Source organism: Pseudomonas sp. MH10, from assembly GCF_034353045.1.
GTDB lineage: Bacteria > Pseudomonadota > Gammaproteobacteria > Pseudomonadales > Pseudomonadaceae > Aquipseudomonas.
In genome coordinates, this window is record NZ_CP133783.1 from 4,397,139 (window position 1) to 4,420,696 (window position 23,558).

At 58.5% G+C, this 23,558-nt stretch carries 27 protein-coding genes and 1 pseudogene; 12 read left to right on the forward strand and 16 right to left on the reverse strand.

Going from position 1 to position 23,558, the window contains the following annotated elements; all coding sequences use genetic code 11:
- Positions 1–178 precede the first annotated feature (178 nt).
- The 10 genes from nrdR (at position 179) to RHM59_RS19740 (ending at position 7,377) form a co-directional block, all read left to right on the forward strand.
- A complete protein-coding gene (gene nrdR / locus RHM59_RS19695) occupies positions 179–643 on the forward strand; it encodes a transcriptional regulator NrdR (RefSeq protein WP_322171182.1) in 465 nt (154 codons plus the stop codon).
- Positions 640–1,770, forward strand: coding sequence for a bifunctional diaminohydroxyphosphoribosylaminopyrimidine deaminase/5-amino-6-(5-phosphoribosylamino)uracil reductase RibD (gene ribD, locus RHM59_RS19700; RefSeq protein WP_322285239.1), 1,131 nt, complete (start codon positions 640–642; stop codon positions 1,768–1,770). Before nrdR ends, ribD begins: the two co-directional genes overlap by 4 nt.
- Before the next feature lie 59 nt (positions 1,771–1,829).
- A complete protein-coding gene (locus tag RHM59_RS19705; protein ID WP_322166288.1) occupies positions 1,830–2,498 on the forward strand; it encodes a riboflavin synthase in 669 nt (222 codons plus the stop codon).
- An 18-nt stretch (positions 2,499–2,516) separates the two neighbouring features.
- Positions 2,517–3,608, forward strand: coding sequence for a bifunctional 3,4-dihydroxy-2-butanone-4-phosphate synthase/GTP cyclohydrolase II (ribBA, locus tag RHM59_RS19710; RefSeq protein WP_322166287.1), 1,092 nt, complete (start codon positions 2,517–2,519; stop codon positions 3,606–3,608).
- A gap of 131 nt (positions 3,609–3,739) precedes the next feature.
- Positions 3,740–4,216, forward strand: coding sequence for a 6,7-dimethyl-8-ribityllumazine synthase (gene ribE / locus RHM59_RS19715; protein WP_322166286.1), 477 nt, complete (start codon positions 3,740–3,742; stop codon positions 4,214–4,216).
- On the forward strand, positions 4,213–4,713 hold the full coding sequence (nusB, locus tag RHM59_RS19720; protein ID WP_322166285.1) for a transcription antitermination factor NusB: 501 nt from the start codon (positions 4,213–4,215) through the stop codon (positions 4,711–4,713). The genes ribE and nusB overlap by 4 nt, the downstream gene beginning before the upstream one ends.
- 13 nt (positions 4,714–4,726) lie before the next feature.
- Complete coding sequence (gene thiL / locus RHM59_RS19725; RefSeq protein ID WP_322166284.1) at positions 4,727–5,692, forward strand: thiamine-phosphate kinase; 966 nt, start codon at positions 4,727–4,729, stop codon at positions 5,690–5,692.
- The gene (locus tag RHM59_RS19730; RefSeq protein WP_322166283.1) at positions 5,689–6,198 is read left to right on the forward strand and encodes a phosphatidylglycerophosphatase A; all 510 of its coding nucleotides are present in this window, start codon (positions 5,689–5,691) and stop codon (positions 6,196–6,198) included. Before thiL ends, RHM59_RS19730 begins: the two co-directional genes overlap by 4 nt.
- Before the next feature lie 145 nt (positions 6,199–6,343).
- On the forward strand, positions 6,344–6,961 hold the full coding sequence (gene ribA, locus RHM59_RS19735; RefSeq protein ID WP_322166282.1) for a GTP cyclohydrolase II: 618 nt from the start codon (positions 6,344–6,346) through the stop codon (positions 6,959–6,961).
- Positions 6,958–7,377 carry an MFS transporter gene (locus RHM59_RS19740; RefSeq protein WP_322166281.1) on the forward strand — a complete coding sequence of 140 codons (420 nt, stop codon included), beginning with the start codon at positions 6,958–6,960 and terminating at the stop codon, positions 7,375–7,377. The genes ribA and RHM59_RS19740 overlap by 4 nt, the downstream gene beginning before the upstream one ends.
- Before the next feature lie 80 nt (positions 7,378–7,457).
- On the opposite strand, the gene dxs is transcribed toward RHM59_RS19740, so the two are convergent.
- The 4 genes from dxs to RHM59_RS19760 form a co-directional block, all read right to left on the reverse strand.
- Positions 7,458–9,356, reverse strand: coding sequence for a 1-deoxy-D-xylulose-5-phosphate synthase (gene dxs, locus RHM59_RS19745; protein WP_322166280.1), 1,899 nt, complete (start codon positions 9,354–9,356; stop codon positions 7,458–7,460).
- 151 nt (positions 9,357–9,507) lie between these two features.
- Entirely contained in the window at positions 9,508–10,395 is an 888-nt protein-coding gene (locus RHM59_RS19750) for a farnesyl diphosphate synthase (RefSeq protein ID WP_322166279.1), read from the reverse strand.
- Positions 10,392–10,634, reverse strand: coding sequence for an exodeoxyribonuclease VII small subunit (locus RHM59_RS19755; protein WP_322166278.1), 243 nt, complete (start codon positions 10,632–10,634; stop codon positions 10,392–10,394). Before RHM59_RS19755 ends, RHM59_RS19750 begins: the two co-directional genes overlap by 4 nt.
- A gap of 173 nt (positions 10,635–10,807) precedes the next feature.
- A complete protein-coding gene (locus RHM59_RS19760) occupies positions 10,808–11,245 on the reverse strand; it encodes an Lrp/AsnC family transcriptional regulator (protein ID WP_322166277.1) in 438 nt (145 codons plus the stop codon).
- Between the two features lie 131 nt (positions 11,246–11,376).
- Here RHM59_RS19760 and RHM59_RS19765 point away from each other — a divergent pair, with 131 nt between their 5' ends.
- Positions 11,377–12,276: a DMT family transporter gene (locus RHM59_RS19765; protein WP_322285240.1), complete on the forward strand. Its 900-nt coding sequence runs from the start codon at positions 11,377–11,379 to the stop codon at positions 12,274–12,276.
- Between the two features lie 26 nt (positions 12,277–12,302).
- On the opposite strand, the gene RHM59_RS19770 is transcribed toward RHM59_RS19765, so the two are convergent.
- The 12 genes and pseudogenes from RHM59_RS19770 to RHM59_RS25580 all read right to left on the reverse strand — a co-directional run.
- On the reverse strand, positions 12,303–13,049 hold the full coding sequence (locus RHM59_RS19770) for a GGDEF domain-containing protein (RefSeq protein ID WP_322166275.1): 747 nt from the start codon (positions 13,047–13,049) through the stop codon (positions 12,303–12,305).
- A 7-nt stretch (positions 13,050–13,056) separates the two neighbouring features.
- Positions 13,057–13,446 (reverse strand): DUF1987 domain-containing protein, encoded by a 390-nt coding sequence (locus tag RHM59_RS19775; protein WP_322166274.1) that lies wholly within the window; start codon positions 13,444–13,446, stop codon positions 13,057–13,059.
- Between the two features lie 21 nt (positions 13,447–13,467).
- The gene (locus tag RHM59_RS19780; protein ID WP_322166273.1) at positions 13,468–14,034 is read right to left on the reverse strand and encodes a SiaB family protein kinase; all 567 of its coding nucleotides are present in this window, start codon (positions 14,032–14,034) and stop codon (positions 13,468–13,470) included.
- Positions 14,031–15,197: a SpoIIE family protein phosphatase gene (locus RHM59_RS19785; protein WP_322185279.1), complete on the reverse strand. Its 1,167-nt coding sequence runs from the start codon at positions 15,195–15,197 to the stop codon at positions 14,031–14,033. The genes RHM59_RS19780 and RHM59_RS19785 overlap by 4 nt, the downstream gene beginning before the upstream one ends.
- A gap of 359 nt (positions 15,198–15,556) precedes the next feature.
- Positions 15,557–16,474 carry a dihydrodipicolinate synthase family protein gene (locus RHM59_RS19790; RefSeq protein WP_322184761.1) on the reverse strand — a complete coding sequence of 306 codons (918 nt, stop codon included), beginning with the start codon at positions 16,472–16,474 and terminating at the stop codon, positions 15,557–15,559.
- An 81-nt stretch (positions 16,475–16,555) separates the two neighbouring features.
- The gene (locus RHM59_RS19795; protein ID WP_322166270.1) at positions 16,556–17,593 is read right to left on the reverse strand and encodes a trans-3-hydroxy-L-proline dehydratase; all 1,038 of its coding nucleotides are present in this window, start codon (positions 17,591–17,593) and stop codon (positions 16,556–16,558) included.
- A 120-nt stretch (positions 17,594–17,713) separates the two neighbouring features.
- Positions 17,714–18,436 (reverse strand): amino acid ABC transporter ATP-binding protein, encoded by a 723-nt coding sequence (locus RHM59_RS19800; RefSeq protein WP_322166269.1) that lies wholly within the window; start codon positions 18,434–18,436, stop codon positions 17,714–17,716.
- Entirely contained in the window at positions 18,429–19,079 is a 651-nt protein-coding gene (locus RHM59_RS19805; protein WP_322285241.1) for an amino acid ABC transporter permease, read from the reverse strand. The genes RHM59_RS19800 and RHM59_RS19805 overlap by 8 nt, the downstream gene beginning before the upstream one ends.
- 9 nt (positions 19,080–19,088) lie before the next feature.
- The gene (locus RHM59_RS19810) at positions 19,089–19,754 is read right to left on the reverse strand and encodes an amino acid ABC transporter permease (RefSeq protein WP_322285242.1); all 666 of its coding nucleotides are present in this window, start codon (positions 19,752–19,754) and stop codon (positions 19,089–19,091) included.
- The gene (locus RHM59_RS19815) at positions 19,747–21,513 is read right to left on the reverse strand and encodes an aconitase family protein (protein ID WP_322285243.1); all 1,767 of its coding nucleotides are present in this window, start codon (positions 21,511–21,513) and stop codon (positions 19,747–19,749) included. The genes RHM59_RS19810 and RHM59_RS19815 overlap by 8 nt, the downstream gene beginning before the upstream one ends.
- Before the next feature lie 61 nt (positions 21,514–21,574).
- Positions 21,575–22,393 (reverse strand): transporter substrate-binding domain-containing protein, encoded by an 819-nt coding sequence (locus RHM59_RS19820; RefSeq protein ID WP_322166265.1) that lies wholly within the window; start codon positions 22,391–22,393, stop codon positions 21,575–21,577.
- Between the two features lie 364 nt (positions 22,394–22,757).
- Positions 22,758–22,841 (reverse strand): annotated as a pseudogene (locus RHM59_RS25580) (GntR family transcriptional regulator); the annotation flags it as partial.
- Between the two features lie 221 nt (positions 22,842–23,062).
- Between RHM59_RS25580 and RHM59_RS19830 the strand changes: the two are divergent.
- A complete protein-coding gene (locus RHM59_RS19830) occupies positions 23,063–23,551 on the forward strand; it encodes a type VI secretion system tube protein Hcp (protein WP_322184769.1) in 489 nt (162 codons plus the stop codon).
- Positions 23,552–23,558 lie beyond the last annotated feature (7 nt).

Sequence of the window (23,558 nt, forward strand, 5' to 3'; positions counted from 1 at the left end):
TGACGCAGTATTGCCCAGTCGGATGAATTTCACACTGCCCGCGGCGCGTCTATATACCGCAAACCTCTGCTCTTGTCTTGCCAGCAACAGGCCCTAACGCATGCCTCTTATTTTCCACGCTGGAAATAAATGAAAACTCGCCCTACCATGAGCCTCCCTTTTTTTGTTGCCTGCCACCATGCACTGTCCTTTTTGCGGTGCCAATGACACCAAGGTCATTGATTCGCGCCTCGTCGCCGAAGGCGAGCAAGTCCGTCGCCGTCGCGAATGCTTGGCCTGTGGCGAGCGTTTCACGACGTTTGAAACCGCCGAACTGGTACTCCCGCGCCTGATCAAGCAAGACGGCAGCCGTCAACCCTTCGACGACGATAAGCTTCGCGCCGGTATGCAGCGCGCGTTGGAAAAACGCCCAGTCAGTGTTGAGCTTCTTGAGGCATCGCTGGCGCGTATCAAGTACAAGCTGCGGGCAACCGGCGAGCGCGAGGTTAAATCGCTGGTGGTGGGCGAACTGGTGATGGGCGAGCTGCAAAAGCTTGATGAAGTGGCCTACATCCGCTTCGCTTCAGTGTATCGACGTTTTCAGGACCTCAATGAATTCCGGGAAGAGATCGACCGTCTTGCCCGCGAACCGGTGAAAGAATGAACTCACTTTCGACTGAACAGGGCGCTCTAGACCGCCACTATATGGCCCGCGCGTTGGAACTCGCGCGCAAAGGCATTTATACCGCGCACCCAAACCCACGGGTCGGCTGCGTCATCGTCCGCGACGGGCAGGTGGTCGGCGAAGGCTGGCACATCCGCGCCGGTGAGCCGCACGCCGAGGTGTATGCGCTGCGTCAAGCGGGCGACAAGGCCAACGGCGCCACGGTTTACGTCACCCTTGAGCCGTGCAGTCACCATGGCCGTACACCGCCGTGTGCCGACGCCTTGGTCAATGCCGGTGTCGCGCGGGTTGTCGCGGCCATGCAAGACCCCAATCCGGACGTGGCCGGCAAAGGCTTGTTGCGCTTGATGACTGCGGGTATCGCCGTACAAAGCGGCGTGCTGGAAAGTGACGCGCGAGCACTGAACAAAGGCTTTTTGAAGCGCATGGAACACGGCCTGCCCTACGTGCGGGTTAAGTTGGCCATGAGCCTGGACGGTCGCACCGCCATGGCCAGCGGCGAAAGCAAATGGATAACCGGCCCCGCCGCGCGTTCTGCGGTGCAGCGCCTTCGTGCGCAATCGAGCGTGGTGTTGACCGGTGCCGACACTGTGCTGGCCGACGGCGCACGCCTGACGGTGCGTCCAGACGAATTGGGGCTTGATCCGGAACTGACCGCGTTGGCCCTCACCCGTCCGCCTTTGCGCGTTCTGGTGGATGGCCGACTGCGGGTGCCGCTCGATGCGCCTTTCTTTCAGGCAGGCAATACCTTGGTGGTGACCTGCGCCGCCGCGTCTGCGCGTGAGCGTTATCTTGCCGAAGGTCACGAACTGCTGGCCTTGGCCAACAGCGCCGGGCAAGTGGATTTGCACAAAATGATGGTCGAACTGGCGGCGCGTGGGGTTAATGACGTGCTGGTCGAAACTGGCCCAGGCTTGGCGGGTGCGTTTACCCGGCTCGGGCTGGTCGATGAGTTTCAGATTTTTGTCGCAGGTAAATTCCTGGGTTCCTCGGCGCGGCCGCTCCTCGATCTGCCGTTGGCGAAAATGAGCGAAGCGCTGGAACTCAAAATCATTGAAATGCGTGCTGTCGGTGATGATTGGCGAGTCATCGCCGTGCCCGCCTGACCGCCGCCTATTATTTTCGGCCACTGCGTCGCGCTGGCTTTGTTCTCCTGGAGGACCACATGTTTACCGGCATTATTGAATCGATTGGCAGTATCCGCGCGCTGACCCCAAAAGGCGGCGATGTCCGTGTTCATGTGGCCACCGGCAAACTCGACCTCAGCGACGTCAAACTCGGCGACAGCATTGCGGTAAATGGCGTCTGCCTGACTGCTGTTGAGTTACCGGGCGATGGTTTTTGGGCAGACGTGAGTCGCGAAACCCTCGATTGCACGGCCTTCGACGATCTGAAGACCGGCAGCCCGGTGAACCTGGAAAAAGCGTTGACCCCGACCACACGTCTCGGCGGTCATTTGGTCAGCGGACATGTCGACGGTGTAGGCGAAGTGCTGTCGCGGGAGGAGAATGCCCGCGCTATCCAGTTCCGCATCCGTGCACCCCGTGAGTTGGCCAAATACATCTCGCACAAAGGCTCGATCACCGTCGACGGCACCAGCCTGACTGTGAACGCTGTGAATGGCGCAGAATTCGATCTGACTATCGTCCCGCACACCCTGGCCGAAACCATCATGGCCGAGTACAAAACGGGGCGTCGGGTCAATCTGGAAGTGGACTTGCTGGCACGTTACCTGGAGCGTTTGTTGTTGGGCGATAAGGCCGCAGAGCCGAACGCTGCAACAGGCGGCATTACCGAAAGCTTTCTGGCCGCCAATGGCTACCTAAAATCCTGAACCGATAGGGGGTGCCGTGTGGCGCTCAACAGCATTGAAGAACTGGTTGAAGATATCCGCCTAGGCAAAATGGTCATCCTCATGGATGACGAAGACCGCGAGAACGAAGGCGACCTGATCATGGCCGCCGAGTGCGTCCAGGCTGAACACATCAACTTCATGGCCAAGCACGCCCGTGGGTTGATTTGCATGCCCATGAGCCGCGAGCGCTGCGAAACGCTCAAGCTGCCGTTGATGGCGCCGCGCAACGGCTCCGGTTTCGGTACTAAGTTCACGGTGTCGATCGAAGCGGCTGAAGGCGTCACCACCGGTATCTCTGCTGCCGACCGTGCGCGCACGGTTCAGGCCGCCGCGTCCAAGGACGCCAAGGCTGAAGACATCGTTAGCCCAGGTCATATCTTCCCGTTGATGGCCCAGGCCGGCGGCACCCTAGCACGCGCCGGTCACACCGAAGCCGCCTGCGACCTGGCCCGGATGGCCGGTTTCGAGCCCAGCGGTGTGATTTGCGAAGTGATGAACGACGACGGCACCATGTCTCGTCGTCCTGAACTGGAAACCTTTGCCGCCGAACATGGCATCAAGATCGGTACCATTGCCGACCTGATTCATTACCGGATGATCCACGAGCGTACCGTTCAGCGGATCGCCGAGCAGCCGATGGACAGCGAGTTGGGCCAGTTCAACCTGGTGACCTACCGCGATTCAGTCGAAGGTGATGTGCACCTGGCGCTGACCTTGGGCAAAATTTGCGCTGAAGAGCCGACGTTGGTTCGGGTGCACAACATGGACCCGCTACGTGACCTGTTGATGGTCAAGCAGCCCGGTCGCTGGAGCCTGCGAGCCGCGATGACTGCCGTGGCCGAGGCGGGCAGCGGCGTTGTGTTACTGCTGGGCCATCCTTTGGATGGCGACGTGTTGCTGGCGCATATCCGTGACACCGCAGCGAACACGGCGGTGAAGACACCGACCACTTACAGCATCGTCGGTGCGGGTTCGCAGATCTTGCGCGACTTGGGCGTACGTAAAATGCGCTTGATGAGTTCGCCAATGAAGTTCAATGCGATATCCGGTTTCGATCTGGAAGTTGTAGAATACGTGCCCTCCGAATAACGACCGGTTGGGCAGTGGCTGAAAATCGATGATTTTCACGCGTTCTGCCCGACAGTCTGCAGTTGGTGGCCTAAAATCCCTCAAAGCACGCCGATTGGGCGAGCTTGCTCTTTAAGATGAGACACACCCTAATGACCCTGAAGACCATCGAAGGTACCTTCATCACTCCCCAAGGCCGCTACGCCTTGGTGGTTGGCCGCTTCAACAGCTTTGTCGTCGAAAGCCTGGTGAGCGGCGCTGTTGATGCATTGGTTCGCCATGGTGTGAGCGAAAGCAACATCACCATCATCCGTGCGCCGGGTGCCTTCGAAATTCCACTGGTGGTGCAAAAAGTTGCTCAGCGCAGCGAGTACGCCGCCATCATCGCGTTGGGCGCTGTTATTCGTGGCGGTACTCCGCACTTCGAATATGTCGCTGGCGAATGCGTCAAAGGCCTGTCCCAAGTTTCCATGGAGTTCGGCGTGCCGGTTTCTTTCGGCGTGTTGACAGTCGATTCCATAGAGCAAGCCATCGAACGTTCCGGCACTAAAGCCGGCAATAAAGGCGCTGAAGCCGCCCTTTGCGCTATTGAAATGGTTAGCTTGCTGGCACAGTTGGAGGCCCAATGATTTCCGACGAAAGCGACCAGTTCAACCCACGTGATGCCAAAGACCCAGAAGTCGCAAAAGGCAAAAGCGCCAAGCGTCGTGAAGCGCGTCAGCTCGCGACTCAAGCGCTGTATCAGTGGCACATGGCAGGGCATTCGCTGAACGAAATCGAAGCGCAATTTCGCGTCGATAACGATTTCAGCAACGTCGACGCCACTTACTTCCAGGAATTGCTGCACGGCGTTCCGACCAACAAGACCGAGATCGATACTGCCCTCGTGCCTTGCCTGGACATCACCATTGAAGAACTCGACCCGGTTGAGCTGGCGATTCTGCGTCTGTCGACGTACGAACTGCTCAAGCGCATCGACGTGCCGTACCGCGTTGTGATCAACGAAGGCATCGAGCTGGCGAAAGTCTATGGCTCTACCGACGGCCACAAGTTCGTCAATGGCGTGCTGGATAAACTGGCTCCGCGCGTGCGTGAAGCCGAGGTAAAGGCTCACAAACGTTCTTGAACGCCTGATCCTCATGGACGAATTCGCCCTGATACGTAACTACTTCGCCGCTGCGCCCTGTGCGCAAGCGGGCGAGGGCGTTGCATTGGGGATCGGCGACGATTGCGCCCTGCTGACGGTGCCGCCCGGCGAACAGTTAGCAATTTCTACTGATACGTTGGTTTGCGGCGTGCATTTTCCCGAGCGCTGCGACCCGTTTCTGCTGGGCCAGCGTGCGCTTGCGGTGTCTGCCAGCGATTTGGCCGCCATGGGTGCAACCCCACTCGCCTTTACCCTTGCCCTGACCTTGCCCGACGTCGATGCCGACTGGCTGCAAGCGTTCGCCCGTGGTTTGAACCTGATGGCGCAGCAATGTTCGCTGCAACTGGTGGGGGGCGACACCACGCGCGGGCCGCTGAGTTTGACGATGACCGTGTTTGGCCGGGTGCCTACCGGTCTAGCCTTGACTCGCCGCGGCGCCCAAGTGGGTGATCTGTTGTGCGTCGGCGGTGCGTTAGGTGATGGCGCCGGTGCATTGCCGTTGGTGCTCAACCAGCGCACGGCCGAAACCTCTACCGCTGAAGCCTTGTTGGCGCGCTATTGGTCGCCACACCCGCAATTGATGTTAGGGCTGGCCCTGCGCGGCAACGCTACCGCCGCGTTGGATATCTCCGATGGGTTATTGGCTGATTGCGGGCACATTGCTGATGCGTCCGCTGTACGGCTGGTGATCGAGCGCGATGCGCTGCCGCTTTCGACGCCGCTAGTGGGGTTTCTTGGGTTGGAGGCGGCACGCGAAGTGGCGCTTAGTGGCGGCGACGATTATGTGTTGGCATTTACCCTGCCCGCGTCGAAGGTGGCCGGATTGCTTGCTGCGGGGTTGCCCGTGCATGTGATTGGCCGGGTCGAGGCAGGGCAGGGTGTTTGCCTGATCGACAGTGACGGAACAGATGTCACGCCATTGGCGCGGGGCTATCAACATTTTCAGGAGCACCCGTGACAAATCATTCTAAAAGAACACCAGGACAACGGGTGCCGCCGACGGTGTGGACCAACCCTTGGCATTTCCTGGCGTTCGGTTTCGGTTCCGGCACACTGCCCAAGGCGCCTGGCACCTGGGGTTCATTGGTCGCGTTACCGTTTATTCCGCTGTGGCAGCTGCTGCCCGATTGGGGCTATTGGTTGATGCTGGGCATCACCATGCTGTTCGGCGTGTGGCTGTGCGGCAAGGTCGCCGATGACCTTCGCGTGCATGACCATGAAGGCATTGTGTGGGACGAATTCGTCGGGATGTGGATTACCCTGTGGCTAGTGCCCGAAGGTTGGTACTGGTTGCTGGCGGGGTTTTTAATGTTCCGCTTCTTCGACATTCTTAAGCCGTGGCCGATTCGCTGGATCGATAAACACGTCCACGGCGGCGTCGGCATCATGCTCGATGACGTGCTGGCGGGGGTGTTTGCCTGGTTGGGAATGCATGCGCTGGTGTGGCTTGTTGCCTGGCTCTAACGAATGTTCTGCAACCTGGCTAACGGGGCGTTATCTATCATCTCGATATTTATAGTTGATAATTCAGCCTAAGCGCCCCTTGGAACCTGCTGTTACAATGCTGTCCTTGCGAAACTTCAGTCCCAATCATGATCAGGAGCACAAGGTGCCCGTCGTCTTCGTCGCTGCTTCCAAGCTGCCAACATCCTTTGCGCAATTCACCATGCACGGCTTTCTTGAGGAAGCCACCGGGCGCGAGCACATCGTTCTCAGTCTCGGTGACGTGGCTGATGGCGCGCCAGTACTGGGCCGTGTGCATTCCGAATGCCTGACTGGCGATGCGTTGTTCAGTCAGCGCTGCGACTGTGGCTCCCAACTCGAAGCGGCGTTGCGCGCCATCGCCTCCGAAGGCCGTGGCGTGTTGTTGTACCTGCGACAGGAAGGTCGGGGTATTGGTCTGCTGAACAAAATTCGCGCTTACGAGCTTCAAGATGGCGGTGCTGACACCGTTGAAGCGAACGAGCGCTTGGGTTTCGCCGCCGATCAGCGCGATTACGCCATCTGCTTGCCGATGCTTGAGCACATGGGTGTCAAATCCTTGCGCTTGATGACGAACAACCCACGTAAGGTCAAGGCACTGACCGACATGGGTATCACCATCGCCGAGCGCGTGCCGCTGCACACAGGGCATAACCCGCACAACAAACAGTACCTGGCGACCAAGGCTGGCAAGCTCGGTCACTTGATGGGCAACGAACATCTGACTGAGGCTGGCCGCGCGTGACTCGAAACAACGTCCGTCGTCGATTGGCCTTGGCATGGTGGTGGCAGCTGTTTTTGACCTTGGCGCCGCTGCTGGTGGTCAACGGGATTTTCGGCACCAGCGATGCGCTCGTGCCGATTCTGGCGATGCCGATGTTTGTCGCAGGGCTGGCGACAATGTTTGTCAGTTTGAAATACTTCGGCCCTTACAAGCATGCGTTGATCGCCACCGAAAAAGCCTTGGACACCCCTGAAGAACCCGCTGCCTGGATTGAATTGGCAGCACGTCGACGCATGGCTTTCTTGGCCGCGGGCCTGCCTGCGTGGATCGGCGCTCTGGCGGTATTTGTCGGGCTTGAGGCTGTGCCGTTATTTCTCTTGGCGTTCTCCAGCGTCGTGCTGTTGTACCTCTACCGCATCCCACGTCAGCTGGGTTAAAGCAGAAATCTCCGCCACTCTGTAGGAGCCAACAAGTTGGCTCTACAGAGTGCGGTTGAGCAGCGGTCCCACAGAAAACCTCAGCGCGCTATCAACTCCAAACGCTGCCTGATCGATGCTTCAATCCCGGCTTCGTCCAACCCGCATTCGGCCAGCATTTGCGCAGGCTTGCCGTGTTCGACGTAGCTGTCGGGCAAGCCCAGGTGCAGCACGGACTTGAGGATGTTTTCTCTAGCCAGGAACTCACTGAGGGCAGCACCGGCACCGCCCATGATGGCGTTCTCTTCCAGGGTCACCAACAGGTCGTGCTCAGCGGCCATTTTCCGAACCAGTGCTTCATCCAACGGCTTGACGAAGCGCATGTCGACCACGGTGGCGTCCAGGGTTTCAGCCACTTTCAGGGCTTCAGCCAATTGCACGCCAAAGACCAAGATGGCGACTTTCTGCCCGGTGCGACGAACCACGCCCTTGCCGATTTCCAATGGTTCAAGACCGCTGTCGATCAGCGCATTCGGCCCCGTGCCGCGTGGATAACGAACAGCCGCAGGACCCGCGTACAAATACCCGGTACTGAGCATTTTGCGTAATTCGTTTTCATCGCTGGGCGTCATCACCAGAATGCCGGGGATGCAGCGTAAGTAAGACAAATCGAAGCTGCCCGCATGGGTCGGGCCGTCTTCACCGACCAGACCGGCACGGTCGATCGCAAAAAGTACATCGAGATTCTGCACTGCGACGTCGTGGATCAGTTGATCGTAGCCGCGCTGCAAGAAAGTGGAATAGATCGCTACCACCGGCTTGGCGCCTTCGCATGCCATGCCCGCTGCCAGCGTCACTGCATGCTGTTCTGCGATGGCGACGTCGAAATAGCGTTCTGGATAAAGCTCGCTGAATTCAACCAGGTCCGAGCCTTCTTTCATCGCTGGTGTAATGCCGACCAGGCGCGGGTCAGCCTCAGCCATGTCGCAAATCCATTGGCCGAACACGCCGGAATACTTCGGCCCGCTAACTTTTTTCGGCGCGGCAGCGGGGGCGTCCAAGGGTTCGAGTTTGGTAATCGCGTGATAGCCAATCGGGTCTGCTTCCGCCGGGGCGAAACCTTTGCCTTTTTTGGTCACCACGTGCAAGAACTGCGGACCTTTGAGATCACGCATGTTGCGCAAGGTCGCGATCAAGGTTGGCAGGTCGTGGCCGTCGATCGGGCCAATGTAGTTCCAGCCCAGCTCTTCGAACAGCGTGCCTGGAACCAACATGCCCTTGGCGTACTCTTCGGTGCGTCGGGCAATTTCCCAAGCGCCAGGCAGGCGTGACAGCACTTTTTTGCTGCCCTCGCGCATGCTGGCGTAGGTGCGGCTGGAAAGAATCTTCGCCAGATAATTCGACAGCCCGCCAACGTTGCGCGAGATCGACATGTCGTTGTCGTTGAGGATAACCAGCATGTCAGCGTTAACCTCGGGCGCGTGGTTCAGCGCTTCGAAAGCCATGCCTGCGGTCAGTGCGCCGTCGCCGATCACGGCGATGGCCTTGCGGGAGCTGTTTTGTAGGCGCGCGCCTAGGGCCATGCCCAATGCGGCGCTGATCGAGGTGCTGGAGTGACCGACGCCAAAGGTGTCGTACTCACTCTCACTGCGACGCGGAAAGGCGGCAACACCGTCTTTCTGCCGCAGGCTGCCCATTTGTAGGCGGCGACCGGTGAGAATCTTGTGCGGGTAAGCCTGATGGCCCACGTCCCAGACCAGGCGGTCGTCCGGGGTATCGAAAACATAATGCAGGGCGATGGTCAGCTCGATGACGCCCAGGCCGGCACCAAAGTGCCCGCCCGTCTGGCCTACGGTATAGAGCAACTCCAGGCGCAGTTCGTCCGCCAGGGTTTCCAGCTCGGCCTCACCCAGCCGGCGCAAGCCGTCCGGCGTATTCGCGCGGTCGAGCAGGGGCGTCGTTGGGCGCTCGCGGGGGATCTCTTTGAACGTCGTGGGCATCAGGCGAATCGATATAAGTAAAAGAGGCGGCAGTTTACCTGATGCATCGCGAGCTGCCCACGAAGCAGGGCAGAGGATGATCAGACAATGGTGGTAGACACGTAGGTTCTAGACCTGACTGATGCCAGTCAGTTCGTCGAAAGGGGCATTTTTAGCTGCGGCGATCGACGATATAGCGTGCGAGTTCGCGCAACGGCTCGGCGGCCGCGTCGAAAGGTCGCAGGGCATGCAGCGCCTGATCACGCAACTCCAGCGCGTAGCTTTTGGCAGCGACCAGGCCCAGCAGCGCGGGGTAGGTGGGTTTGTCGCGAGCAATATCGGCACCTTGGCGCTTGCCGAGGGTGGCGGTATCGCTTTCGACGTCAAGAATGTCGTCCTGCACCTGAAACGCCAGACCGACGGCTCGTGCATAGGTCTGCAGGGCGTTGAGTTCGGAAGCTTCGGCGCGGCCACTGGCCAAAGCGCCAAGCGTAACGCTGGCTTCGATCAGTGCGCCGGTCTTGTGCCGGTGCATGAAAGCCAAGGCGGCCTGATCAAGCTTGAGGCCTACTGAACCCAGATCGATGGCTTGTCCGCCAACCATCCCAGCCGGCCCTGCGGCGTGTGCCAGAACCTGAACCATGTTAAGTCGAGTGTCGGCATCTTGCGGCGTGAGGGTTGAATCGAGCAACACGCTGAAGGCCAGGCTTTGCAGGCCATCTCCGGCAAGAATCGCGCAGGCTTCATCGAAGGCTTTGTGGGTGGTGGGCTGGCCGCGACGCAAATCGTCGTCGTCCATCGCCGGTAAATCGTCATGCACCAGCGAATACGCATGAATCAGCTCCACTGCGCACGCCGCACCATCGGCCAATGCTGAAGGCGAGCCCAGCGCTTCGCAGGCTGCATAGGCAAGCAGCGGGCGAACACGCTTGCCACCGTTCATTACGCTGTAGCGCATGGCTGCATACAGGCGGGTCAATTCTGGGCTAGGTGCCTGAAACAGGCCATCAAGGGCCGCGTTGACGCGGGCCTGAATACGGGCCTGATAGAGGGCAATCATTCCGGCAGGTCCGCATCGAACGGCTCTTCAGCCAGTTCGCCATCGCGTTCGAGCAAGACTTGCACCTTTTGCTCGGCTTGGGCCAATGCGCCTTGGCAGTCACGGGTCAAGCGAATACCTTGCTCGAAGGCCGTCAATGAGTCTTCCAACGACAGTTCGCCGTTTTCGAGACGTTCGACCAGCGTTTGCAGATCAGCGAGGGACTGTTCGAAATCCAGTGCAGCTTTTTTGCGGGCCATGGGTGGCGATCTCGAAGGACATTAAACCGGCGCGACACTAGCAGAGCGACGGCTTTGGGGCAAATGACAGGCGGCGAAAATCGATTCGCCCTGTAGGCGCCCACTGGTTGGCGAGCGGTTAATTGCTATCGGCCTGACAATACGCCTCGCCAACCAGTTGGCCCCTACAAGGGTCACGCCATCGGCGGCAGTCGTCTTTTTACCGGGGTTTTCTTGACGATGGCGGTGTTGGTCTCGGCATAGGCGTTGAGCCCGTCCAGCAGGGTGTCCAGTTGCTCCATCGAACGTACGTGCAGGCGGGCGATGAAGCAGTCGTCGCCAGTGACTTTATCGCATTCGGTAAATTCGGGGATCGCCTGGATCTGCCGTTCAACTTCCTGCAACTGTCCAGGGTGTGGGCGCACGCGGACGATGGCCTGCAATTGGTAGCCGAAGCATTTAGGGTCGATTTCAACGGTGTAGCCCTTGAGCACGCCGCGCTCTTCAAGCCTGCGCAGGCGTTCTGCAACGCTGGGGGAGGATAAGCCGCTGATCTGGGCCAGGGCTTTTAGCGAACGCCGGGAATCTTCCATCAGTGCGCTGATCAGCAACTGGTCAATGTCGTCAGTCATATTCGCCTCGATAGGTGATTCATTAAATTTGCCTTGATAAGAAAGGCATAAATCAACTCTAGCCTTTTATAGTCGCTGGAGCTTGCGGCCGTGGGTTGGTCATACTTTAGCCCTCTCAACGGAGCCGAACCATGAACACTTCACTACGTCGCGGGTCGCTGGAAATGATCGTCGCCATGCTGATCTCGGGGACCATTGGCTGGTTCGTGCTGGTCTGCGGGCAGCCGGTATTGGATGTGGTGTTCTGGCGCTGCGTGTTCGGTGCCATCACCCTGTTACTGATCTGCGGGGTGTTGGGCTTTTTGCGCCCCGGTTTTTTAACCCGCAGAATTTTTGCCTTGGCCGTGCTCAGTGGTGTCGCCATCGTTGGCAATTGGCTCCTGCTGTTTGCCTCCTATTCCCGTGCGTCGATTGCCATTGGTACGGCGGTCTACAACGTTCAGCCGTTTATGTTGGTGGGGTTGGCGGCGATATTTCTTGGCGAAAAAATCACCGAACAAAAACTGCTATGGCTCGGCGTAGCGTTTCTCGGGATGTTGGCGATTGTGAGCGCACACGGTGACCAGAACGAAGCCAGCGGCGAATACGTGCTGGGGATCGCTTTGGCATTGGGCGCGGCCCTGCTGTATGCCTTCGCTGCACTGATTATCAAACGGTTGACCGGCACGCCACCGCATTTGATCGCGTTGATACAGGTCAGCACCGGGGCGCTGTTGCTGGGGCCATGGGCACACTTCCACAGCGTGCCGCAGCAGTTCGCGGGTTGGTCCAGCTTGTTGACCCTTGGCGTGGTCCACACCGGTGTGATGTATGTGCTGTTGTACGGCGCGATTCAAAAATTGCCGACTGCTCTGACCGGTGCACTGTCGTTTATCTACCCGATAGCGGCGATTTTCGTCGACTGGTTTGCGTTCGGCCATCGCTTGAACGTTGTGCAGTGGCTGGGCGTTACTGCGATTTTGCTGGCCGCTGCAGGGATGCAGCAGGGTTGGGGTTTGCGCAAGGCTGTTCGGCACCCTCGGCCATCCTAGGCGTGCGCTCCCACGGGTGTCTGCTGCTAAACCGCCACTTCCACCCGATTACGCCCGTTGCGTTTCGCGTCGTAGAGCGCAGCGTCGGCGATGCCGTAAGCGGTGTCGAAGTCGGTGCCGCCGGGGCTGATGCTCACGCCAAAGCTGGCGGTGATAGGCCGATTAACCGGAGCCTCGAATACATGGCTGGCGACGGCATCACGCATGGCTTCGGCTAGCCTTACGCCTTCGTCGAGGTTTTGCGTAGAAAGCAGTACGGTAAATTCTTCACCACCGACGCGGCCGATAACCCCGCGGTCAGCCACGATACGTCGCAAGCAGGTGACGATGCCTTGAATCACCGCATCGCCTGTGGGGTGGCCGAAGTCGTCGTTGACGCGTTTGAAGTAGTCGATGTCCAAGACGATCATCACCACACTGCCGTCGCGCAGTGCTTGTCCCGCCAGTTCGATCACGGCGCCACGGTTCAGCACGCCCGTCAGCGCATCATGGGTCGCCCGGTGTTCGAGCTGCTGAGCCAACGTCTTCAGTTGCAGGTTGAGCGCATTCATCTCCCGCTCGGCGCGGTCGCTGCGCCCAATCAGGCGACGGGTCTCGCGCATCAAACGTTCGAAGTGGATGATCAACTCCCCTAACGATTGGCAATACACCTGGGCATGTGCGTCGGGCGCGGCGTAGGTTGCGCGGGCGTTGTCGAGGGCGGTGTTCTCGCTTTTGAACAAGTCCGGCAGGTCATCCATCGGCATGTCCTGGGAGGCAGCTAGAGCGGGCATGATGTCCTCACTGAGTTGAAACCGCATGATCGGTGAAGTCGATGGCCTTGAAGTCGGCTTGCAACTCCTCGCCGAATTCGAGAATCGTTTCGTCTTCTTCGTCGTGATACCAATTCATTTGCACGCGGTTACCCGACTGTGCGGAGCGATCCAGGGCATCAAAGATGCTAAAAAGCATTTTCGTGCTGGAGCTGTTGAAGTAGGCCAACGCCACGTTGGCGGTAATCACCACCCCATCGCAGGTCGCCAGGTAAGCGCGCAGTTGATGGATGATCGGGGCATAAAACGCCGCCGCGTTTTCCGGGTACGACTCGCCCTTGAGCGACAACAGGTGCTGATCGAAACGAAAATCGACTTCGGGTGAAGTAGCCGTTGCAGCGATATGCAGGTTATCCATGGCTCGTGTCGCTCTTGTTATTCAGATGATGGCTTTGAGGCAAAACAAGGTGGTGTCGGGATCGTCTTCACGCGGGTAAAAGTCGAATTCCAACGGCGCGCTGGCGTCCCGTGCCATGGTCAAAAACCCCAGCCCCGCGCCTTTGCTGTCCACCGGGGTCTCGGCGCGCAGTGTTGCCTTGTAGGCTAGCTTGATTTGCTCAAGCGTCATGTCACGCAAAGGTTCCAACTTCGCGCGCAAGGCAACGACGTCGGCTGTGGCGATGGGGTTGGCACACAGCATCAAGTGACCGCCGGTGTTCGCGGTAATGCACACCGCCCCTTGCCGCAGTGCACCGTTGTCTGGGCCAGGGGGCAGCGCATCTGACGAGTAGTGAATAATGTTTTGCGACAGCTCGACGAACGACGAAAACAGCTTGCGCCGTGTCGGACCGCTGACCCCCGACACTTCCAATTGCAGCTTCACCACCTCCGCCATGGCCGCAACGATGCTGTGGGAGAAATAGCCCATGTGATAAAAAATCACGTTGCGCTGCTGGGCGAGGTCGAAAAACGCGCAGTCCAGATCGGACGAAGACAAGTCACTCATAGGTTGTCCTGAATGCGGGCACAAAATAGGGTCAGGTCATCACGACGGCTTTGGGTTGCCTGCCAGGTTGCGAGGGTTTGGCGTAACTGTTCGCAGATCACGCTGGCCGGTTCGCTCCGGTGTGCGAGGATCACGTCGCAGGTCTGGCGCTTGCCGAAACCGATCTTGCGCGGCCCGCCGATCTGATCGGTCAGGCCGTCGGTGGCGATAAATAAAATGCTTGCGGGCGGTACGGCGACAGTGTTTTGGGTCCATTCGTAATTGGCGTGGCTGTCAACGTAACCAACGCCCATGCGCTGACCCGCCAGCGTGTCGAACTGGTCGGCGTCGGGCCTGAGGATGTGTAAGGCAATTCGTGCCCCGGCAAACGTCAGCTCTGAACGCTGGGTGTCAAACCAGAAGAACGCAGCATCCAGACCGTCATCGGATTCCGGGGTGTCGTCGATGCCATTGACCTGTCCCAACAGGCCTTTGACGGTGCGGTTCACCGACGCTAACAGCGCGGCGGGGTTGCGTGGGCCGAGGTGTTCGAGGGCTTTGGACAGCGACGATGAAGCGATCAAGGTCATGAACGCCCCCGGCACGCCGTGGCCAGTGCAATCGGCGACCGCGCCGAACCAGCCATCGTCGTGAGTGGCGAAATGATAGAAGTCGCCGCCGACCACGTCCCGAGGCTCCCAGACCAACGCCGCGTCGCGCAGGGTCAATGCCAGGGTTTCGCGAGACGCACGGAGCATGGCGCGCTGAATCACGCTGGCGTATTCGATGCTCTGCATGATCTGGCGGTTTTTTTCCGCCTGCATCGCGGCAACCACGCCCATCAGCTGCAACCCGCTGCCCAGGCCGAGAAAGCGACCTTCGCGGGTGATGATAAAACCATCGGCCAAGGTTTTTTCGCCGAACTCCACAGTCTTGAAGGTCAGCGCTTCAATGCTCATCGCGGCATCGACAATCAGCGGTTCTTTGTCCATGAACGCGATGCAGCTTTTTTTGTCATACAGCTCGCGATGAAACGGCTTACTCATCTGCGACAGAAAAATAGTGCGGTTGATCAATCCTATCGGTTTGTCATCCTCCAGCACCGCCAAACTGGTCAGGTCGCGGTGGGAAGAAAACATCTCCATCACTTGCGAGTTGGCACCGGCTACGTCGATGGTCGGCATGTTCTGACACAAATCGCCAGCGCACCGGTGATCCCCCGGCACTTCAGGACGACGGAACGGCGAAAAAGTAGTGTCCATACCCAACCATCACGCTGAATGAGAGCTGGATAGTGGCCTTATGATGTGTACGTCGTGTGACAGTCGGTGTATGCAGCTCGATTTAACCCGTAAAGTTAACGATATTTAAAACCGTAGGAGCGCGCATGCCCGCGATCGGCTGCGCAGCAGTCGTAAATCCGGCAACTGAGCTCTTCAGTTGGAACCGGTCGCCAATTAGGACCGCTTCGCGCTCCATCGCGGACAAGCGCGCTCCTACAGTTGCCCAGTGTTTGTTTTGCGACAGGTATTGCGCCGACAGTTTACAAACCAACGTCAAGCAGCACAGGACGGTTGGCCAGTGCTTTGCTCATCAGTTTTTCAACGAACTCACGGTCAACGTCCGGGAGCGGTAGGCGCGGCGGACGGGTGAGGGAGGTGCCACGGCCCGCCAGTTCTTCGCAGAGTTTGATGCATTGCACCAGGTCTGGACGTGCATCGAGGTGCAGCAGCGGCATAAACCACTCATAGAGTGGCATGGCCTCTTTGAAGCGACCGTCGCGAGCCAGGCGGAACAAGGTTTCGCCTTCTTTCGGAAAGGCGTTGGACATCCCCGACACCCAACCGACAGCGCCCACTGCGATGCTTTCCAGCACCACGTCATCGAGGCCGGCAAACAGCACGAAGCGGTCGCCGACTTCATTGCGTACATCGATGAAACGGCGCGTGTCGCCCGAGGAGTCTTTGAAGCAGACAATGTTCTCGCAGTCCGCCAAGGAAATTAAAATGTCCGGCGTGACGTCGTTTTTGTAGATCGGCGGATTGTTGTAGACCATCACCGGCAGGTCGATGCTGGTGGCAACGCTGCGGAAGTGGGCGGCAGCTTCGTGGGGTTTGGCTGAGTAAACCAGCGCGGGCATCAGCATGATGCCGTCGGCCCCGACCCGCTGAATTTCCTTGGCCAGTTTGGTGGCGTTGGCGCTGGTGAATTCCGCGATGCCAGACAGCACCGGAACGCGACCGGCAGAGGCATCTTTGGCCACTTCCACCAGTTGGATTTTTTCTTCACTGCTCAGCGAGGTGTTTTCACCCACGGTGCCGCAGATGATCAACCCGGAAACGCCGTCGCGCACCAGGTTTTGAATGACCGTATGGGTGGCTTCGAAATCGATGCTGAAGTCGCTGCGAAATTGAGTGGTGACGGCAGGGAAAACGCCGCTCCAGTTGACTGTTCTGCTCATGATGGCCTCCAATTGGCTTTATGTATTTCGTATACGTTTATGTAGGGGCAACGCTATAGGGCGTATTTCGGTGTTTCTAGGTTAGATATTCAAATGCACGGGCCAGGTGTCCGACAGTTGATAGCCGACGGGGTACGGATCGCTTGGGTCGAGCATGTGTTGATGAGTGCCGGTGATCCAGGCGCGGCCTGACAGGCAAGGGACGATGGCCGGTTTGTCGGCGACGTGAGTGACGGAGTCGATGCGGCAGTGAAATTCGGAGCCGATGATCGAGCGCCCGATAAAGCGCTCGCCCACGGCCAATTGAGCTTTGGCATGCAGCACCGCCATGCGCGCCGAGCAGCCGGTGCCGCAAGGGGAACGGTCGATCTTGCCGGGACGAATCACCACCGCGTTGGCGGCGCTGGCTACACCTTCGGAGCGGGTCACCGGTGCGGCGATTTGGCAAAACGAAATGTGGTTCCAGTCCGGGTTCAAGGGATGGGTGAAGCCCAATTGCTCATTCGCGGCTTGGGTGATTTTCAAACCCATGGCGACCAGATCGGCGGCTTCATCGGCGGTCAGGGAAAAGCCCAAGCGTGCGGAATCGACGATGACAAAACTGTCGCCGCCGTAAGCAGTATCGACCTGAATTGAACCGAGTCCGGGCACTTCAAGGGTGGCGTTCAATTTGTCGGCGAAAGAAGCAACATTGCGCACCTCCACACGCTCGGCTTTTCCGTTGCGGCATTGGGCGATGACTTCGATCAGGCCGCCGGGGGCTTCCAAAATCAGTCGGGTTTGCGGTTCGGTCATCGGCAAAATGCCGGCGTCTAACAGCACAGTGGCAACGCACATCGAATTGGAGCCGGACATCGGCGGTACGTCGGCGGGCTCCATGATGATGAAGCCCATTTGCGCCAACGGGTTTTTCGCCGGCACCAGCAAATTAACGTGACGGAACACCCCTCCACGGGGTTCGTTGAGCACGAAGTTGCGCAACACGGTGTCGTTGGCGACCCAGCGCGACTGTTCCCACAACGTATCGCCCGGCGGCGGGACCACGCCGCCGACAATCACATCGCCGACTTCGCCTTCAGCGTGGCAACTGATGACATGGATGACTTTTGATGACCGCACGTTCATGTCTCCTGAAAAATGTAGAAAATCCCCCTACAAAACCGCGTCGTCCGCTTCCCGAATAAATTCGGTCAAACAGAAGTCCCTGTGGGGCGAATTCATTCGCGAAGGCGTCGGGCGCTAATGCACCGACTTAAGAAACTCAATGGTTTCGGCCCGTTGTGGATTACCAATCACTTGTTCCGGCGTTCCAATCTCATGCACCAACCCGCTGCGCAGAAACGCCACGCGGTCTGATACGTCCCGGGCGAAGCGGATTTCGTGGGTCACTAAAACCATGGTCATCCCGTCTTCGGCGAGCATGCGCATGGTGTCCAACACTTCACCCACCAACTGCGGATCAAGCGCCGAGGTGGCTTCGTCGAATAGCATGTAGTTGGGCGACATCGCCAGTGCACGGGCGATGGCCATGCGTTGTTGCTGGCCGCCCGAGAGTTTGCCGGGGAACACGTTGAGCTTGTCGGCCAAGCCCACGTGAGTCAGTTGTTTCACGGCCAGCTCTTCGGCTTCGGCAGCGCTTTTGCCCAACACTTTGCGCGGCGCCAGCATCACGTTTTCCAATACCGTCAAGTGCGGGAACGCATTGAACTGCTGGAACACGATGCCGATTTTTTGCCGCAGTTTGTTGAGGTCGGTGCTCTTGTTATGCACCTCGGTGCCGTCAACCCGAATGCTGCCGCTCTTGATCGATTCCAAGCCGTTGATGCACATCAGCAAGGTCGATTTACCGGAGCCGGAGCCACCGATGATCGACACCACTTCGCCTTTGTTCACCGTCAGACTTACGCCTTTGATCACGTCGAGCTCGCCGAAGGATTTGTATACGTTGTCGATCTCAATCATTTTCCTGCCACCTCGTTTCCAGACGGGCACCCAAGCGGGCAACCACCAGGCTCATGACGTAGTAAATAAGCCCCGCGATGCTGAGCACCAGCAGCGGTTCATCGATGCGGGTCACAATGGTTTGCGAGGCGCGAAGCAGTTCGATGATGCCGATCCACATCACCAGCGCCGTGTCTTTCATCACCGACAGCGTCAGATTCAACCAGCCGGGGAAGGACACCCGCAGCGCAATCGGCAAGACGATAAAACGCAAATCCTGCAAGTAGCTCAGACCCAGCGAACGACTGGCGCGGCGCAAGGTAAACGGCACCGCCAGCACCCCGCCGCGAACGATTTCCGTGCAATAGGCCGTGGCATAAACCCCCAACACCACGCAGCCCACGGTAAACGCGCTCCAGTTCAGCCCGACGATGCTTTTCAGCGCATTGAACAGCACGAATTGGATCAACAACGGCACGCTGCGAAACACGTCCAGCAGCCAAGCCAGTGGCACGGTGGATCTCGGAAACAATGCCCGCAGCACGCCGCATAGCACACCGGCCAACGTCCCGATCAGCATCGCTGCCAGGGTCAATAGAATCGTGACCCAGGCGCCTTGCATCAGGTACATGAAGTCGCTTGTGGTGAAGCTCGTCGTGAACATGCTCATTCCTTAATACCTGAACAGTCGCCAGCTCAGCAGGCGGGCGACGCCGACGATCAGCTTGGCGATCAGGTAATAAATCACCGCCGCCAGCGCAAAGAACTCGAAGGTACGGAAGGTTTTCACGTTGTAATCCTGGGTCACGCCGGTGAGGTCGTTGTTCAACCCGACCACCACCCCCAGCGAGGTCATCAGTACCGCCCAGACCATTTGATTGGTCAGCGGGTAGAACACGATGCGCAGCAATTGCGGAACGATGACCAATCGATACGCTTGGGGCGCGCTCATGCCCAGTGAGCGGGCGGCGCGCATTTGCGTGTCGGGCACCGCCTTGAGGCCACCGCGAAAGTTCTCGGCCAGATAGCCCGCGTTGTTGAAAGTGATACCGGCCAGCAGCGCCAGCCAAGAACTGACGTGCAGGCCAAAAGAACCGAGGCCGAAATACAGCATGTAGATCTGAAATAACGAGGGCGTGTTACGGGCAATCGATACCCACAGGTCGCCCAAGCCCCGCAGCCAGCGATTGTCGCCCTGACGAATAAGCGTCAGCAGCAGGGCGATGATCACCCCGAAAATCATCGACAGTGCGGCGGTCTGGAACGTGACCACCGCGCCGTCGAGCATGTCCGGCAGCGCCTTGAACGCTGCCCGCCAATGGAAGGTGTAATCAAACATGGGCGGGCACCTCCACGGTGTCATCCAGCCAGCGCGGCAGGCGACCTTTGGTTTCTCCAGCGCAGGCGGCATCGACGCAGGCCGCGAGGCTGCCGAAATGCACTAAGCGCCCCACCAGCCCCGGTGCGTAATGGGCATATTTTCCTGAGTTGGTCATCAGCGTGCGGGCCTGCACCGGCACCACCGGTTCGCCGAGCATGCACCAGCAGGTGTCGGTGACGAACTGAGCGCCGAAGCTTTCCAGCGCCGCCACGTAACCGGCGTGGGTCGCCTGGGCATGAATCGCTCGGCCGCAGGTGATCACCATCGCCAGGTCCGGGTGCTTGGTTTGGCCGTGGCAGAGCGCGGCCAAGGTTGCGCATTCGCTCAAGGAAAAATGCGGGTTGCCCAGGGATACCAGATCAACCTTCGCCTCGTCGGCGCTGTTCAGTTCTTTCCAACTGCCGCGCAAGTCTTCGAGGGTAATTTGCAGAATGCGCGGCGCGGGTTGTTTGCCCAACGCGTGCTCGACGGTGGCCGCTTCCGGGGTGACGCCGACGATATGGAACATCGGCGCGCCGGAGGTGGTGGCGAACGCGGCGCCAAAAGCTTTCAGGTCATCCAGATTAGGCTGTCGTTTTTCCAAGCCGCAGATCACCGGAATTTCACTCCCGGCCAATAGCCCGATGTGGTAACCGAGCAGCGGATAAAACGCGTCATCCAGCTCCGCCAGCGGCGGCAGTTCAATGCGCAGCGTGGCGTGTCGTTGTTGGTCCACATGGCAGCCGGTCAACGGCGCACGACCAGTGAGCGCGATGCAGATGTCCAGGTAATCGGGGTATTTCAGGGTGCGTGCGCCGAGCACACTGTTGGCGTACACCACGGCGTTGGATTCGGCCCAGACGATTTGTTCGCCAGCCTTGGGCGCGCTGTCCAGCAAGTACGGCGCACAGGTGAAGCTGACCTTCGCGCCCATGGCCAAATACGCATCGCCCAACTGGCTGGCGGGAACACCCAGCGCCACGTCGATGCCCTGTTCACGCCAACGGCGCTTGTCTACGGAGATTGAATTGAGCGTCGTCGGCACGCTGACGTTGGCGCCCCAGGCCACCAGTTGCTGAGCAAAACGCAGGCTCGCCGGGCCGGTATAGATGCAGCCGTCGATGTGCGCCTGAGTGACGTCCAGCAGTTCGGTCGCGCCTTGCAGTTCGGCGATACGCAAGATGATGTGCATCGCCACTTGGGCCGCTTTGCCGTGGGCCCCCTCAAGCAATTCTCGGTCGCGGCAATTGAGCGTGATGGTTGATGGCAAAACCGGCGTATAGACAGCTGCCGCCGGCACCTCGGGCATCAATTGCGGCTGCGAAAATCCGCTTAAAAGGCCGGCCTCGATCTGCACATAACGTACGTCACGCAGCGCGGCAAAACCTTCACGGCCGACGCACATGACCGGGATCGACCGATGAAACATTTGCTCGGCGATTAAGACGCCCAGGGTCAGGATGTCGTCAACGTGCTCAAACACCAGCGCGGCGGGGGCGTGGCCGTTGAGGATCAATTCCAGCAACACGCTGCTGCCGGTACATGAGCCGCGCCCGCTGGGAATGGCCAGCACGCGATGGGCCAGAACTTCACCCCACAGGGGATGATGGCGGTCGATGATTTCACCGCTGAACGGATCGACGCCGCCCCAAAAACTCAGGCCGACATCGGAGTAGAGCAATTCGCCTTGCGCTGATCCCGCTACCAGACTGCGGCCGCTTAAGGAGATATCAGGCATCGTGGGGTTCCTACAGGGAAAAAAAGCCCGGCGCCAAAACGACGCGCGGGCACGGCCTCAATCAGCGATAGACACCTGGAACCGTCAGGTTTACCGGATCGCCACCCACCCATTTGGCGTACAGCTCTTTATAGCGACCGTCACGCACTTGATGCTGGATGAACAGGTTGAGGTAGTTGATCAAGCCGTATTCGTCACGTTTTGCAGCCAGTGCAACATAATCGATGACATACGGCGCCGGGCCAACGATGTCCAAGTCCGGGAATTTGCCGGTTTTGATCACTGCCGCCGACACGGTGTTGGTGATTACCGTGGCATCGATGTGGCCTTGCTCAACTGCCTGGATCGTATCGTTCTGATTTTGGTACGCGCGGAAACTGCCTTTCGGGTCGTTCCAGGCCTTCACGTCTTTTTCCAGGGCAATGGCTTCGAACGTGCCGCTGGTGTTGCCGACCGGGCGGCCCTTGAGGTCCTCGTATTTGGCGATCCCTTTACCTTTGTGCGCCACCACCATCATTTGAAAGGCGAAATACGGAATCGTCATGCCAACGGTTTTCGCTCGTTCCAGGGTGTCTGACGTAGAACCGACAATCACGTCCGCACGGCCTGAAACCAAGGCCGGGATGCGGTCGGGAAACGGTGTATCAACAATCTCGGCTTTAACGCCCAAGGTCTTTGCCAGATCATTGCAATAATCGACGTCGAAACCGATGGGCGTGTTCGTCGCATCGCGAGAGCCCATTGGCGGGAAGTCCAGCGTAACCGCGCAACGTAAAGTGCCACTTTCAATGATGCTATCGAGCTTGTCGGCCTGGGCCGTGCCGATACAGCAGGCGCCAACTAGTGCAGTGAGGGCTACGGCGGTTACGTGCTTCTTCATGTGAGGGCCTCGTTATCGTGGTGTCAGTCAGATGAACTCGTTTGGTATTGAGGATTTCGTATACGTTATTTTATATGCAGAGGATGTGCCAGATTGGTGGTGACCTGAGTGCAGCGCGGGAGGGCGTGGTTCTGGGAGTTTAGCGGGGATTTAGCTGAGGGTTCGAAAGGCGGCGCGATGTTACATAACGGAGCAAAACCGGTAACGGGTGGGCTGTTTTGGGGAGAAATCGGTCAGTACTGAATCGCGTGGGTCTGAGATTCTGTGGGACCGAATTTAGTCGGGAAAGCGGTTGGTCTGGCACACCGCGTCAAACCATTCGCGAATGAATTCGCTCCCACAGAGTTATTGAATGCCACAGGATTCAAGTCTTCACCGGCCGATTCGGCAGGTGTTCATACAAAGTGCGGCAGACGCCGATGATGTGTTGCTCGATCAGCTCGGCGGCCTATTGACTATTGGTGGCGGTGCCCCGACGTGGCTGATGCACCGCATTAGAAATCTGTAGGGTTTGACTGCTAATTCTGACCGCAATGTAGGCATAAATACCTTCGCTTGTAGGCAATTTCCGAAAATCAAAAATAGCCTCAAGATGTCTACTTCGGCCAAGACTTTTTTGAATCTTCTTTTTATATTCCGTCGCCTGTCAACTCGCGAAGGAAAGCAAAAATGGCATTTGACGCATTTATCAAAATCGAAGGTATCCCTGGTGAATCGCTGGACGATAAACACAAAGACTGGATAGAAATTACCGACTACAACTTCGGTGTCCGTCAAAGCACCTCTGCCACTGCCAGCTCCTCAGGTGGCGCGTCGTCGGGGCGTGCCACATTGTCAGACTTCAGCTTTACCAAACTTCTCGATAAAGCCAGCAGCAAGCTGTTTGAAGCCAGTTGCGCGGGCAAACACATTTCCAAACTGACGTTGTCCCTCAATCGAGCAGGCGGCGACAAGCTCAAGTACTTTGAAATCGAACTTGAAGAAGTGATCATTTCAGACTTCGCACACGGCGGAGGCAGTGGTGAACCGGTGGAATACGTCCAAATTAATTACGGCCGGATAAAAACCACCTACACCGAACAAAAACGAGCAAGCGGCGGTGCCGGCGGCAACATCACCGGTGGCTGGGACCGTATTAGCAACAAGGTTCACGGCTGAGGAACGC

What these genes read in the sequence shown, in the direction of transcription:
- nrdR (WP_322171182.1), top strand. Translation starts at nt 179, where the DNA reads ATGCACTGTCCTTTTTGCGGTGCCAATGACACCAAGGTCATTGATTCG.
- ribD (WP_322285239.1), top strand. Translation starts at nt 640, where the DNA reads ATGAACTCACTTTCGACTGAACAGGGCGCTCTAGACCGCCACTATATG.
- RHM59_RS19705 (WP_322166288.1), top strand. Translation starts at nt 1,830, where the DNA reads ATGTTTACCGGCATTATTGAATCGATTGGCAGTATCCGCGCGCTGACC.
- ribE (WP_322166286.1), top strand. Translation starts at nt 3,740, where the DNA reads ATGACCCTGAAGACCATCGAAGGTACCTTCATCACTCCCCAAGGCCGC.
- nusB (WP_322166285.1), top strand. Translation starts at nt 4,213, where the DNA reads ATGATTTCCGACGAAAGCGACCAGTTCAACCCACGTGATGCCAAAGAC.
- thiL (WP_322166284.1), top strand. Translation starts at nt 4,727, where the DNA reads ATGGACGAATTCGCCCTGATACGTAACTACTTCGCCGCTGCGCCCTGT.
- dxs (WP_322166280.1), bottom strand. Translation starts at nt 9,356, where the DNA reads ATGCCCACGACGTTCAAAGAGATCCCCCGCGAGCGCCCAACGACGCCC.
- RHM59_RS19750 (WP_322166279.1), bottom strand. Translation starts at nt 10,395, where the DNA reads ATGATTGCCCTCTATCAGGCCCGTATTCAGGCCCGCGTCAACGCGGCC.
- RHM59_RS19755 (WP_322166278.1), bottom strand. Translation starts at nt 10,634, where the DNA reads ATGGCCCGCAAAAAAGCTGCACTGGATTTCGAACAGTCCCTCGCTGAT.
- RHM59_RS19760 (WP_322166277.1), bottom strand. Translation starts at nt 11,245, where the DNA reads ATGACTGACGACATTGACCAGTTGCTGATCAGCGCACTGATGGAAGAT.
- RHM59_RS19765 (WP_322285240.1), top strand. Translation starts at nt 11,377, where the DNA reads ATGAACACTTCACTACGTCGCGGGTCGCTGGAAATGATCGTCGCCATG.
- RHM59_RS19770 (WP_322166275.1), bottom strand. Translation starts at nt 13,049, where the DNA reads ATGCCCGCTCTAGCTGCCTCCCAGGACATGCCGATGGATGACCTGCCG.
- RHM59_RS19775 (WP_322166274.1), bottom strand. Translation starts at nt 13,446, where the DNA reads ATGGATAACCTGCATATCGCTGCAACGGCTACTTCACCCGAAGTCGAT.
- RHM59_RS19780 (WP_322166273.1), bottom strand. Translation starts at nt 14,034, where the DNA reads ATGAGTGACTTGTCTTCGTCCGATCTGGACTGCGCGTTTTTCGACCTC.
- RHM59_RS19785 (WP_322185279.1), bottom strand. Translation starts at nt 15,197, where the DNA reads ATGCCGACCATCGACGTAGCCGGTGCCAACTCGCAAGTGATGGAGATG.
- RHM59_RS19790 (WP_322184761.1), bottom strand. Translation starts at nt 16,474, where the DNA reads ATGAGCAGAACAGTCAACTGGAGCGGCGTTTTCCCTGCCGTCACCACT.
- RHM59_RS19800 (WP_322166269.1), bottom strand. Translation starts at nt 18,436, where the DNA reads ATGATTGAGATCGACAACGTATACAAATCCTTCGGCGAGCTCGACGTG.
- RHM59_RS19805 (WP_322285241.1), bottom strand. Translation starts at nt 19,079, where the DNA reads ATGTTCACGACGAGCTTCACCACAAGCGACTTCATGTACCTGATGCAA.
- RHM59_RS19810 (WP_322285242.1), bottom strand. Translation starts at nt 19,754, where the DNA reads ATGTTTGATTACACCTTCCATTGGCGGGCAGCGTTCAAGGCGCTGCCG.
- RHM59_RS19815 (WP_322285243.1), bottom strand. Translation starts at nt 21,513, where the DNA reads ATGCCTGATATCTCCTTAAGCGGCCGCAGTCTGGTAGCGGGATCAGCG.
- RHM59_RS19820 (WP_322166265.1), bottom strand. Translation starts at nt 22,393, where the DNA reads ATGAAGAAGCACGTAACCGCCGTAGCCCTCACTGCACTAGTTGGCGCC.
- RHM59_RS19830 (WP_322184769.1), top strand. Translation starts at nt 23,063, where the DNA reads ATGGCATTTGACGCATTTATCAAAATCGAAGGTATCCCTGGTGAATCG.